Here is a 12,651-nt window from a genome sequence, read left to right as displayed (position 1 = left end):
TCCAATTAACATCATGTGTACAGGGGTTCTAAACATATCATGGGTAAATAAAATACTGGAGGTGTGCGCTTTGAATTCGGATACGTTTAAAATAAACTGGGTAGGCTCACAATGTATCAATCATAGCTTAGCCTTGGTAAACCGGGAACTATGCAAAAGGCTCATCGTCGAAAACAAATTTGATATTGGGATTATTTCCTATGAAGAAGATTCAAACTTTGTTATGGATAAAGAAATGAAGTCAATTAAGGAAAGATACGTTACGAGAGATAGTCAGGCAGATATAACGGTAAGGCATCAATGGCCGCCCGACTTCACCAGGCCAAATAGCGGTAGATGGATTTTAATGCAACCGTGGGAATTCGGCTCCATTCCACGGAAATGGTACATTCCTATGAAATATTGGGTGGATGAAATCTGGGTTTATAGTACCTATAACAAAGCATGTTATGTACAATCGGGAATTCCCGAGAGCAAGATTAAAGTCATCCCGCTTGGTGTCGACGAAAATACGTTCCATTATCATGTGGAACCGATGGCTTTAAATACGAATAAGTCTTTTCGGTTTTTGTTTGTCGGTGGCACCATTTTACGCAAAGGGATTGATATATTATTGCAGGCATACTTAGATGAATTCACACCGGAAGATGATGTTTGTTTGGTGATTAAGGATTTTGGAACGAATTCGTTTTATAACGGGAGGAATTTGGGAGAGCTGATTCAACAGTTGCGGTTGGATAAAAAAAATCCCGAAATATTGTATATAAATCACGAACTGTCCCCTGACGAACTCGCGGGTTTGTACAAAGCATGTGGTTGTCTGGTTCATCCTTACCGCGGAGAAGGATTTGGGTTGCCCATTATTGAAGCGATGGCGTGCGGTACGCCCGCAATGGTTCCTTCTTTAGGGCCGAGCAAAGATTTTTGCCATGAAGGGATTGCTTTTTTGATTTCATGTGAGCAAGAAAAATGGCCAGACAAAAAAATCGGTGACATGGAAACCATTGATTTTCCATGGTGGTTGAAAATTAATAAAAATGAATTGCAAAGAAACATGAGATTCGTCTATGAAAACCAGGATGTAACAAAGCAGAAAGGACAAAAAGCAAGCCAGGAAATTCTCTCTACATTTACCTGGAACCGCAGTGCCCAATTGGTTTCTGACCGTTTACAAGCAATGCTTTCGGAGAAGCAACCAACGAGAGCAAGCGATCAAGAAATTATCAGCACCGAAATCCAAAAAGGGGTGGAGTTATATCAACAAAATTTAGGAAATGAAGCACTGGATACTTTTTTGCGTGTAATGGATGCATATCCGACTTCCCTTCATGCCCGGTATTATGCGGCGACTCTTCTTTTTCGAAAAAATGAGACAAGGGCGGCGCTTGAACAGTTTGAGTTTATCTCTAATATTATGCAGCAGCAGAATGAAACCTTTCAGGCTACGCTCTGGAACTATATTGGTATTTGCTATACGAATCTCAAGGAATATAATAAGGCGCTGGCGGCGTTTCGCAAAGGGATAACAGGAAATCCCGTAAACAGGTCTGAGGTGATCAGTTGTTATCAGAAGATGATACAACAGTGCAAGAAAAAGGAACAACTCATTGAATTGTATCATGATGTAGGCAGGCATTATTTCGAAATGGGCAATGATTTCCGCGCGAGGGAGATGTATGCTAAGGCTTTAGAAATCGACGCCAACCGGCAGGATGTACAACAAAGCCTGCAAAAAGTGCGGGAACGAATATTGCTTACAAAAGAAACATACACAAGCCATCAGGCGGGATTTGAAGGAAAAGACGTTCAGGAATTGTATCATCGTATCGCCCACAAATTTGAAGGAGAGGAAGACGCTATACGTCAGCTTCGGGAATACTGGGTGCCTTATTTTCTTCCGGGAGACAAAGTGTTGGATATCGGGTGCGGCAATGGGCTGCTTATGGAGATGTTGAATCAAGTTGGCGTCGAAACAGTCGGGATTGATTTTGACAAGGAAAAGGTTGTGCAGGGGAGGGCGAAAGGATTAAATATTGAGGAAAAACGAGCAGAAGATTTCCTGGCTGGGAAAGAGGAGATGTATGACGGAATTTTTATGGGACATATTATTGAGCACCTTGCGCCCAAAGATTTGTTAAACTTGTTCATTCAATGTGTCAAATCCTTAAAGAACAATGGAAAGATCATCATTTTGACCCCAAATATTGCCCATCCTCCTGTAGTTGAGAACTTTTGGCTGGATTTGACGCATGTTCGCCCCTATCCAAAGCGGTTAATAGAATCCATTTTAGAAACGTTCGGGCTAACGATAAAAGAGTCCCATTATCAATATAATAACTATGATTATTATGTAGTAGCGCAAAAGCGTGCTTATGAGGTATTATGGCATTCCCCGATTTATAACGCTTCTGGATATGCTGAGGAACAGAAAGTTTTTCTGGATGCATTAAAGCCGTTCCCTTTAAAAGTAAAAATTGAGCCGGCAGAACATCAGCAAAAGCCTGAATTAACAAACACTGAGATGAGAAATTACGTAACAGCTCTGCAAAATAACACATTGAAACAACCGCTTATTCATTATCAAGCCGCCCCGGCTTATTTGTTTTCTTCTCCTTGTGCTCCCATCTCCATTGGCCGTACGATGTTTGAAACAGACTCACTTCCGCCCGGTTGGGTAGAGAAGATGAATGAGTTGACTGAAGTATGGGTGCCCTCTGAATTTAATAGAGAAACATTTGCAGCGGCAGGTGTAGAAAAAGAACGAATCTTTATTTTGCCGGGAACAATTGATGGTAAGCTATATAATCCGGAACGAGTTCAACCTTATCCTCTCGCAAGTGCGCACGCATTCAATTTTTTGTCAGTATTTGATTGGAATAAGCGCAAAGGCTGGGATGTACTGGTTAGTGCCTACTTTAAAGAATTCTCTTCTAAAGAGAATGTATGTTTGATTTTGAAGGTAAGTAAGATGCTGGAAGGAAATATAAACCCTCGCGCAATGATTTTAGAGCAGGCAAAAAGAATGGGAATAAGCGACATTCCTCCTGTACAAATCATTGACTCTTATTTTACCGAAGAAGAGATGATTCGATTATATGCTGCTGTAGACGCATTTGTACTGCCTTCACGTGGAGAAGGATGGGGGCGTCCCTATATGGAAGCGATGGCGATGGCTTTGCCGACGATTGGCACGCGCTGGGGTGGACAGACCGCTTTTATGAACGATACAAATAGTTATTTAATTGATATAGAAGGGCTAGTTCCTATTGAGCGGAGCATTCCATATTTCGGAGAGTTGGATGGCCACAAGTGGGCTGAGCCGAGCGAGAAACATGTAAGAATTTTGATGCGCCAAGTATATGAAAATAGTGAGCAAGCGAAACAGGTCGGGATGAAGGCGAGAAAAGATGTCCTTGACACATTCTCAAAACAAAAAGTAGCTGAACGGATGTACCGGCGAATGGATGAGCTTGTGAAACATTTTTATGGTTGAGAGGGTTCTTATCCTCTTACCACTATACAATGTTGAAACATCAAGTCATATGTGTAGAGAGCATGCGTGTGCAAAAATATGGGCAAAAGGTTGATAGAAAAGTGAAATTAATTTTACTATCCGGCGGGTCAGGAAAGCGGTTATGGCCATTATCCAATCCTTCTCGTGCCAAACAGTTTTTGAAAGTTTTAAAGCATGAAGGCACGAAATTAGAATCTATGGTACAAAGAATTTGGCGGCAATTATGTTCCGCCCAGTTAGCAGATGCGACCTATATTGTCACAAATAAAGAGCAAGTGGATATAATTCAAAATCAAATAGGGGACAGGATTCGGTTAATTGTAGAACCAGAGCGGCGGGATACATTTCCCGCGATTGCCTTGGCTGCTAGTTATCTTTATTCTTTCGCTCAAGTAAGTTTGGATGAGATTGTATGCGTATTGCCTGTCGATACGTATGTAGAAGATCGCTTCTTTCAGAAGATGGAAGAGGTAGAGCAAGCGATTCGTGAATCAAAGGCTGACATTGCTTTAATCGGAGCTTATCCAACCTCCCCTTCCGAAAAATACGGTTACATTGTTCCTGTTCATCATGAATTGATAATGCCTTATATGACAGTACGAAAGTTTATTGAAAAGCCTTATAAAGAGAAAGCGCAAAAGCTAATCGAGCAAAAAGCATTATGGAATTGTGGAGTGTTTGTGTTTAAGCTCAGTTACCTGCTGAATCAATTAGTCAAAAGAAGGCTTCCGCTTCGCTATGAAGAACTGGTTGCACGATATGCTGAATTTCCTAAGAGCAGTTTTGATTATGAAGTGGTAGAAAAAGCGGATCAGATTGTAGTCATACCTTATGAAGGCGATTGGATAGACCTGGGGACATGGGATGCGCTAACAGAGAAGATGGATACTCATGTAATCGGGAAAGGAATGGTAAGCATTGATTCAAACAATACGCATCTGATTAATGAACTGGAAATCCCTGTTGCTGTTCTAGGTTTATCTAATATTGCCGTGATTTCAAGTCCTGATGGGATTTTGGTAGCGAATAAGTCAGCCAGCCCGCGCATGAAAGAAATCGTGAAAGATATCGGACAACGACCGATGTATGAAGAGAGGCGCTGGGGCTGGTACCGTGTCTTGGATTATAAAAAGCTTGAAGATGGAAATGAAGCATTAACCAAAAGACTCAAAGTGCTAGCTGGAAAAAACCTTAGTTATCAAATTCACTTGAAACGAAAAGAAGTCTGGATCATTATTTCCGGAGAAGGCGAATTTATTCTTGATGGAAAGGTGTCGCGAGTAAAACAGGGAGATGTGCTCCAAATTCCTGTTGGTTCCAAGCACGGGGTCAAAGCAACCTCCGATCTGGAGTTGATTGAAGTGCAAATAGGCAGCGAGCTTGTGGAAGAAGATATTATTCGTCTCTGTATGACGTGGGAAGAAATAAAAAGCGTGTGAAGCACTTGCTTCATACGCTTTTTCAATACTTCTACAAAATGCTCCAGTTCGCGCATCGTAATTAGGCACTGGCTTTTGCCGTCGATGGTGGTACATGTAAGCTGGTCTCACCGTTTTTTTCCTTTTGCATAAAATAAATAAGCTTTAGAGGTAAGGGGGTGAAACATATGAATAGACCCATTCAATATATAGATGCTCATACTGTACTAACAACTTTGTTACATGGACCTTATATCTATTTAGATCAAAGGGATGTTTTACAAAATCTTATCATCCAACACGGTTTTTGGGAAAAGTGGGTAACGGATACTTTTTTAGGTCTGGTAAAACCAGGGATGACGGTGTTAGATATCGGCGCCAATTGTGGTTATTATTCCCTCCTAGCTGCAATGCATGTTGGCCCACAGGGAAAAGTTCATGCGTTCGAGCCGAATCCATTTCATCATGATAATTTCATGAAGAGTATAGCGATAAACGGGTTTACGCATGTTGAGTTACACAAAGTAGCATTAACAAATACAAATGGTGAAACGATGCTATATATTCCTGGAACAGGAGGAGCTAGCATTTATAACCCAGGGACTCCAGGGACAGCAGAAGTGAAAGTACAAACCGTTGTGTTCTCGGAATATTTCCCGAAACAGAAGATAGATGTGATCAAGATTGATATAGATGGGTCGGAACCGCTGATGATGGATGGCTTATTCCAGCTTATTGATAGTAATGATGAAATCCAAATTATCATGGAATACTGCCCGGTTCTGTGGAGTGCAGGCGGGTATCATCCTTTACCTATTTTGCAAAAATTCGCCGAACGTGGTTTCAGTTTTCATATTATTGGATATGATAGTCAACTTGTTCCAACAACTGTCGAGGCACTGGCGATGTATTCAAGACCCGAACACCTCGATCTAAAGATTGGAAGGAGTAAAGCTTTATGTTAATCTCTCAACTGTGTAAAGAACAGGACTTTGAAACAGAGTGGTTTAAGAACGCTTGCACGCAGTTGCAGCATCCTCATGTGTATCATCGAAAATTATGGGAGTTTTGTTACATTTATCAAGGGCTTCTTGAACGTGGGATGCTTGCTTCTGGTAAAAAAGGATTGGGGTTTGGCGTCGGCAAAGAGCGGCTTGTATCCCTTTTTGCAGCACATGGATGCCAGATTGTGGCGACCGATTTGGATGTTGATAGAGCGAAAGTGCAAGGGTGGGTAGACTCGAATCAACATAGCAATCATCTTGATGAATTAAATCAATACGGATTGTGCGATGCGGAACAGTTCTGCAAATTCGTCACCTTTGAAAATGTGGATATGAATCATATTCCTGATAAATACGAGAATCGCTTCGATTTCACATGGTCGTCATGCGCATTCGAACATTGTGGTTCCATTGAATTAGGAAAGAATTTTATTATCAATCAGATGAAATGTTTACGTCCCGGTGGCATAGCGATTCATACCACAGAATTCAATGTTTCTTCTAACGATGAGACATTGGAATATGGCATAACCGTCCTTTTTAGAAAAAGGGATATTGAATGGATGGTGGAAACGTTACGGGCAGCAGGACACTCCATTGACATTGATTATTCTCTTGGGAATGGGCAGATCGATTCATTTATCGATGTTCCGCCTTATACAAGCCAGTACCACCTGAAGCTGCAAATTGGCCAGTTTGTGTCTACTTCCATCGGTCTTATTATAAAAAAAGCGGAGGCATAAAGAGCATAAACATGAAAAGAAGCCAGATTTCCCGGAGGAAGGAAACACTGGCTTTTTGCATGGTAACGGGTTGCTACTTCTCTTTCATTCGTGCTAAATCCGCTTCAACCATTAATTGAATCAGTTCTTCAAAACTTGTTTTTGCCTCCCAGCCAAGCTTTTTTCTTGCTTTGGCCGGATTTCCCAGAAGAATATCAACTTCTGCAGGACGATAAAGCTCAGGATCGATGACAAGATAGTCTTCATAATTTAGTCCTGCATAGCTAAATGCAATTTTACACATATCTCGAACGGATGCTGTTTTTCCCGTAGCGATCACGTAATCGTCAGGATGTGGTTGCTGCAACATGAGCCACATTGCTTCTACATAGTCACCCGCATATCCCCAATCCCGTTTTGCATCAATGTTTCCTAGTCGAAGCTCGTTCTGTTTGCCCACCACGATCCGGGCTACGGCGTTGGTAACCTTGCGGGTCACGAATTCTAACCCGCGCAGCGGAGATTCATGGTTAAATAATATACCGCTGCAAGTAAACATATTATAACTCTCGCGATAATTTTTTGTCATCCAATGACCAAACAATTTTGCGACACCATACGGGCTTCGCGGATAGAATGGGGTTTCTTCCGATTGAACAGGTTGCTGCACCAATCCGAACATCTCGCTGGAAGAGGCTTGATAGAATTTAATTTGAGGATTGGTGAGCCGGATGGCCTCCAGCATATGCAAAACGCCCATCCCCGTCACCTGTGAGGTAAGGATTGGCTGCTGCCAGGATGCTCCCACAAAGCTTTGTGCAGCCAAATTGTATACTTCATCCGGCTCTATTTTTTCTATAATTCGGATAAGGGAAGAGAGATCCGTGAGATCGCCATCGCTATATTCTACTTCTGTATCTATGTTTAAATACGATAATCTCCAGAGAGCATTCGTGCTGCGGTGCGCAAGCAGTCCTACAACTCGGTATCCTTTCTTTAACAGCAATTTCGCCAGATAGGCGCCGTCCTGACCAGTGATTCCGGTAATTAACGCCGTTTTCATCCACGCTCACTCCTTTTGCACTCTCCCTTTTTGTTCGCAAAATTCCACTTTCCTATCTTACATACCATATGAAGGAAAGAGCCAATTTGTGATTTGTAGGAGCAAGGGGAGCTACGGCTATGAGCGTACTTTTGGTTCATTCAGAGATGGCGCAAGGCTTTTAGTTATTGCTGCCTTTCTCCTTTAGCTTGTAAAAAAGCGATGCAGTTCGTCCATGCTTTTCGTTAGGCGGGCGGGAGGCAGGCTTGCGAGAATTTCGGAGCCGTACGGCTTTGTATGCAGGCGCGAATCGAGAATCACGACCACGCCGCGGTCGCTTCGCGTTCGGATCAGCCGCCCGAATCCTTGTTTGAGCCGCAAGATGGAAAACGGCAACATATATTCCCTGAAGCTGTTCTGGCCTCGTTTATCGAGACGGTTCATGCGGGCTTTAGTAAGCGGATCGGTTGGTACTGGAAACGGCAACTTGACGATTACGACGCATATTAAATCGTCACCCGGCACGTCGACCCCTTCCCAGAATGATTCACATCCAAAGAGAACGTGATTTGGTTGTGAACGGAATTGTTGCAGAAGCGTGTCACGTGATAATTCCGGTCGGTGTAACAGGCCGGTTAGTCCGTGTCGTTTAAGCCAGGGTATCATCGCTTCATATACTCGGTTCATCTGGCTGTATGACGTAAACAGAAGAAATGTCCTTCCGCGTGTCGTCATGACAATTTCTTTCATTGACGCGATCAAAAAAGCTTCGAACTCTTTTTCCGCAGGAGAGGGAGCTTCATTAGGTACAAGCAGGATCGCCTGCTGTTCATAGCGGAACGGACTTGGCGTTTCTAACGCTTCGTATTCGTCGATGCCCATCCGGTTCGCCACGAACGAAAAATCGCCCTGTGTTGTTAGGGTGGCGGATGTCATAATCACCGTTTTTTGTGTAAATAACTCTTCGCGTAGCAGTTCGCTCACGTCGATTGGGGCCGAGTACAGATGCAATAGCGAAGCCCAGGCAAAATCATCGCGAATGAGCGAGCGATGCCCTTCGGCCCCGGGTTCTTCGTATGCAACCCATGTTGCCCATTCATCGGGAGACTCGTTGCACAGCACATGTGTAACCATTCGTTCCATTTGTTCGATTTGGGAAATGTAGCGGCTGAGTCCGATAACGGTTTCCTCTTCGCCTCCCGCTGCTTTCAATTCTTTATGTTTATCGGCGAACAACGTTTTCCACTCTTTAAAAAGCGGAGCCACTTCGTTGTTTGCGATGATGCTTTTTTTTAGCAAATATTCGTTTTGTGGCCGTTCGGCGAGTGCGCGTGCCAGCGGGGCGAACAGTTCCACAAGCTTTGCTACGAGTCGCGCTCGGATGCTTTCCGTTTGCTGCTGTAAATCTGACGAATCCAGTTCCCGCGCCCAGTGCGCCCGTTTTTTCAGAAAGCGGTTGAATAATATGTTTATTTCTTCGATACTTACATGGTATGTATACTGTTTTGTGACCTGATCTTCCACCCGGTGCGCTTCGTCCATAATGACTGCATCGTATTCCGGTAGAATGCTCGCGCCTTGGCGTCTTAGGATCAAATGAGTAAAGAATAGCGCATGGTTTACTACGATAATTTGCGCATTTTGTAATTTTTTACGGGCGTTTTGAATAAAGCATTGTTTATAGAACGGACTGTTTTTGCCAAGACAGTCATCGCTGTCGCCCTGGATCGCCTGAAACAGCGCAGGCGGAACCGGCAGTGGAATTTCTTCGCGGTCTCCCTTTTTCATCGCCGGGAGCTGTTCTCTCAGCTGCCTTACTATTTCCCGCTCCGGCGTTTCTGTCGTTAAACTGTCTTGCCAAAGCTCCTCCAGTCGCCGTTTGCATATGTAATGACTGCGGCCTTTGGCCAACTCGTAGCGAAACTCTTCAGCTAATTCCGGCGCAAGTTCGCGGATGACTTTATGTGCCATCGGCAGTTCTTTTTCGAGTAGCTGTTGTTGCAGCGTGATCGTATTGGTGGAGATAATGACACGCTTTTCGTTTTTGAGCGCCCACCATACAGCCGGTAGCGTGTAGCCGAACGATTTGCCGGTACCTGTTCCCGCTTCAATAAGGCCATGTGTTTCCTGCTTCAGGCAACGCAGCACGAGATTGGCCATTTCAAATTGCGCCCGTCGCGGTTGATAGGCGGGCACATGCTTGGAAAGGATTCCATCCCGTTTAAAAATTCGGTACAAGGTTTTTGAATATGTCATCATATATAAATAAAATCCTTACTTTTTCTTTCATCATAGCAAAATGAATATTCTTATTCCATATACGTCACGATTATTATTTTGATTTTGCTAGCAAACCCGGCAGGAATCCGCAAAAAAAATGGTGAAAATAAGGTATGGGAAACAAAGAGACGGCCGCTCTTGTTTTTTGTATTCGAGGGAAGCGAATTAGGGAAAAGAAAGGTTATAATAGATAGAGAAGCAGAACGATGCACAAAGAAAGGATGCGAAAGATACTTATGACTCATCAGCTTCAGCAACAAATCCTTCGAGAATTGCATGTCAGCCCTACCATTGTACCGGCTGATGAAGAAAGGCGGCGGATTGATTTTCTGAAAGCATATGTCATTCAGACCGGGATGAAAGGATATGTGCTCGGAATTTCTGGCGGCCAGGATTCTTCGCTGGCTGGCCGCTTGGCGCAGCGCGCGATGGAAGAACTGCGTCGTGAGACGAACAAAGAGTATCTATTTGTCGCCGTTCGTCTGCCGTATGGCGTGCAAAAAGACGAGGAAGACGCGCAGCGCGCGCTTGACTTTATTAAACCGGACAAAACGATTACAGTGAATATTAAACCGGCGGTGGACGCCGCATACGAAGCTTTTAAGGCAGCGACGGGAGAGACGTTGTCCGACTTTTTAAAAGGCAATATAAAAGCAAGAGAACGTATGAAAGTACAGTATGATATTGGCGCGCATTATCGATTGCTTGTGATCGGTACGGATCATGCCGCGGAGGCGGTGACCGGCTTTTTTACCAAATACGGGGACGGCGCGTGCGATGTGACTCCGCTGACAGGACTTACTAAGCGCCAGGGGCGCGAATTGTTAAAGCATATGGGAGCGGACGAACAGATTTATATGAAAGTTCCAACCGCGGATTTAGAGGACGATAAACCGCTGCTCCCGGACGAGGTGGCGCTGGGTGTTTCTTACGAGGAAATTGACGACTACCTCGAAGGCAAGGCAGTGGATTCGAAAGCGGCGGAGGCAATCGAGCGCCATTATATGAAAACGCGCCATAAGCGTCATCTTCCGGTATCACCTTTTGATACGTGGTGGAGAAAATAGAGCGCCAAGGTGCGGAAAGGGAAGTCCGTCGACCGTTCGGAAAATCTTAAGCCGATCGAGGAAATTTTGCAGGGCTAATACATATCAAAGAAAGGAGAACAAGATAGTGGCAAATCCAGAGGATAAAAAAGGGTATACGTTTGCGCCGTACTCTGGCAGAGTGGAAGCGGGCAAAATCCGTGAACTTGCGCTGGCGCTCGGCGACGACAATCCGATCTATACCGATGAAGCGAAAGCGAAAGAGGAAGGGCTCGACGCCATTCCGATCCAGCCTACATTCATGGAAGTAATCGACATGTGGTATGGGTCAAGCTTTGAAGATTTGATGGAGCAGCTTGACATTGACATGAAAAAATTGCTGCACGGTGAACAGGAATACGAATATTTCGCTCCTGTATACGCAGGGGATATGATTTACGCCGAGACAAAAGTCACCGATGTAAAAACAAAGCGAAACGGTATGGCGTTTTACACGCTTGAGACGATATACAGAAATCAAAACAACGAAAAAGTAATGGCCGCCCGCATGATGTTGGTCAAAACGCCGTAAGGAGGAAGAATATGGAACCATATTTGCTTGCGAATCGTGATGTGCAGGTGGGGACCGAACTGCCGCCGCTTGAAAAACCGCCGATTACCCGGATGCAACTCATTAAGTTCGCCGGTGCGTCAGGTGATTTTAATCCAATACATACTGTGGAAAGCGTGGCGCAGGAGGCCGCGCTTGGTGGTGTTATCGCCCATGGGATGCTGATTATGGGGTTTGCTGGCCAGGCGCTTGCTACGTGGGTGCCACGTGCATCGATTAAAAAATTTGGTGTCCGATTTTCTGCCATTACCCGCCCGGGCGATCAGATTACCGTGCGCGGACAATTGACCGCGAAGGAAGAAACGGATGAAGGGACATTCATTAAAATTAAACTTCAGGCCGTAGATCAGAAAGGTGAAGTAAAAGTGAAAGGGATGTGCGAAGCATTGCTTCCACGCGCCTAAGTAGCGGCGGGATTGTAAAAGGCGCTGTACGGCTGCGTACCGTGCTAGATGGCATCTTATTTGACTGGTACCTGTGCTAACGATTGGATTGTGGGTGTAAAAAATATTTTTAGTAGAAAGAGGTGTGGGAAATTTTTGTTTCCCGCACCTTTATGTTTTTTGCGTTTATCGCGGTGGATATGTTGCCATTTGGCCAAGCGGGTAACTGTATTCAATCGGTTCATCAAACGTAACATAATCAAGGTATACCATGAGCAACAAATACCGTGTTCCTGTTTCGGGATCGCTGAGAATGATATGATCGCGGCCAGCAGCTTCAATCACGCCTTTAAACACTTTTGATTCGCTGGTGCCGCCCCGCTCAAATGTCATGTATACGGTTGCTACTTTCCCGCGGTTGAGACGCAAAATGTTTTCAATATAAGACTGTTCCAGCGGCAGCATGCTTGGCATAGGCACTTGTAGCTGTGCTTGCGGCGGGGCGGTCGGAGTTGTAGGCGTAGGACTTTGACTTACACCGGGTGTTTGGTTTTGCGGAATGTTCCATCCGTATAAATATTGTGGATACGTTTGGCGATTTTCAATTGTATAATACGGATAATACATATTGC

At 44.3% G+C, this 12,651-nt stretch carries 10 protein-coding genes; 7 read left to right on the top strand and 3 right to left on the bottom strand.

The window, feature by feature from the left end; translation table 11 throughout:
* Positions 1-70 precede the first annotated feature (70 nt).
* From ACH33_RS10560 to ACH33_RS10545, 4 genes are all read left to right on the top strand, one after another.
* Positions 71-3,493, top strand: a complete 3,423-nt coding sequence (locus ACH33_RS10560) for a glycosyltransferase (protein WP_057898986.1) — start codon at positions 71-73, stop codon at positions 3,491-3,493.
* A gap of 101 nt (positions 3,494-3,594) precedes the next feature.
* Positions 3,595-4,953 carry a sugar phosphate nucleotidyltransferase gene (locus ACH33_RS10555; RefSeq protein ID WP_057900338.1) on the top strand — a complete coding sequence of 453 codons (1,359 nt, stop codon included), beginning with the start codon at positions 3,595-3,597 and terminating at the stop codon, positions 4,951-4,953.
* A gap of 167 nt (positions 4,954-5,120) precedes the next feature.
* The gene (locus tag ACH33_RS10550) at positions 5,121-5,897 is read left to right on the top strand and encodes an FkbM family methyltransferase (RefSeq protein ID WP_057898985.1); all 777 of its coding nucleotides are present in this window, start codon (positions 5,121-5,123) and stop codon (positions 5,895-5,897) included.
* Positions 5,891-6,679, top strand: a complete 789-nt coding sequence (locus ACH33_RS10545; RefSeq protein WP_057898984.1) for a methyltransferase domain-containing protein — start codon at positions 5,891-5,893, stop codon at positions 6,677-6,679. The genes ACH33_RS10550 and ACH33_RS10545 overlap by 7 nt, the downstream gene beginning before the upstream one ends.
* A gap of 73 nt (positions 6,680-6,752) precedes the next feature.
* Here the strand turns inward: ACH33_RS10545 and gmd are convergent, their stop codons facing one another.
* On the bottom strand, positions 6,753-7,721 hold the full coding sequence (gene gmd, locus ACH33_RS10540; RefSeq protein ID WP_057898983.1) for a GDP-mannose 4,6-dehydratase: 969 nt from the start codon (positions 7,719-7,721) through the stop codon (positions 6,753-6,755).
* A gap of 183 nt (positions 7,722-7,904) precedes the next feature.
* Positions 7,905-9,959, bottom strand: a complete 2,055-nt coding sequence (locus tag ACH33_RS10535) for an ATP-dependent DNA helicase (protein WP_057898982.1) — start codon at positions 9,957-9,959, stop codon at positions 7,905-7,907.
* A 257-nt stretch (positions 9,960-10,216) separates the two neighbouring features.
* Between ACH33_RS10535 and nadE the strand changes: the two genes are divergently transcribed.
* The 3 genes from nadE to ACH33_RS10520 all read left to right on the top strand — a co-directional run bounded on the left by nadE (position 10,217) and on the right by ACH33_RS10520 (position 12,040).
* Positions 10,217-11,047: an NAD(+) synthase gene (nadE, locus tag ACH33_RS10530; RefSeq protein WP_057898981.1), complete on the top strand. Its 831-nt coding sequence runs from the start codon at positions 10,217-10,219 to the stop codon at positions 11,045-11,047.
* Between the two features lie 106 nt (positions 11,048-11,153).
* Positions 11,154-11,597 carry a MaoC family dehydratase N-terminal domain-containing protein gene (locus tag ACH33_RS10525; RefSeq protein ID WP_236781860.1) on the top strand — a complete coding sequence of 148 codons (444 nt, stop codon included), beginning with the start codon at positions 11,154-11,156 and terminating at the stop codon, positions 11,595-11,597.
* A gap of 11 nt (positions 11,598-11,608) precedes the next feature.
* Entirely contained in the window at positions 11,609-12,040 is a 432-nt protein-coding gene (locus tag ACH33_RS10520; protein ID WP_091259882.1) for a MaoC/PaaZ C-terminal domain-containing protein, read from the top strand.
* Positions 12,041-12,205: 165 nt separating this feature from the next.
* On the opposite strand, the gene gerQ is transcribed toward ACH33_RS10520, so the two are convergent.
* Positions 12,206-12,646 (bottom strand): spore coat protein GerQ, encoded by a 441-nt coding sequence (gerQ, locus tag ACH33_RS10515; RefSeq protein ID WP_082706004.1) that lies wholly within the window; start codon positions 12,644-12,646, stop codon positions 12,206-12,208.
* Positions 12,647-12,651: the final 5 nt, after the last annotated feature.

This window comes from Aneurinibacillus sp. XH2 (assembly GCF_001439585.2).
Classification (GTDB): domain Bacteria; phylum Bacillota; class Bacilli; order Aneurinibacillales; family Aneurinibacillaceae; genus Aneurinibacillus; species Aneurinibacillus thermoaerophilus.
Note: the sequence above shows the minus strand (reverse complement) of the source record. Positions and strands in the feature narration are given on the sequence as shown.

Excerpts from the sequence above, each read along its gene's own strand:
- ACH33_RS10550 (WP_057898985.1), top strand. The coding sequence starts at position 5,121 with ATGAATAGACCCATTCAATATATAGATGCTCATACTGTACTAACAACT.
- ACH33_RS10545 (WP_057898984.1), top strand. The coding sequence starts at position 5,891 with ATGTTAATCTCTCAACTGTGTAAAGAACAGGACTTTGAAACAGAGTGG.
- gmd (WP_057898983.1), bottom strand. The coding sequence starts at position 7,721 with ATGAAAACGGCGTTAATTACCGGAATCACTGGTCAGGACGGCGCCTAT.
- ACH33_RS10535 (WP_057898982.1), bottom strand. The coding sequence starts at position 9,959 with ATGATGACATATTCAAAAACCTTGTACCGAATTTTTAAACGGGATGGA.
- nadE (WP_057898981.1), top strand. The coding sequence starts at position 10,217 with ATGACTCATCAGCTTCAGCAACAAATCCTTCGAGAATTGCATGTCAGC.
- ACH33_RS10520 (WP_091259882.1), top strand. The coding sequence starts at position 11,609 with ATGGAACCATATTTGCTTGCGAATCGTGATGTGCAGGTGGGGACCGAA.
- gerQ (WP_082706004.1), bottom strand. The coding sequence starts at position 12,646 with ATGTATTATCCGTATTATACAATTGAAAATCGCCAAACGTATCCACAA.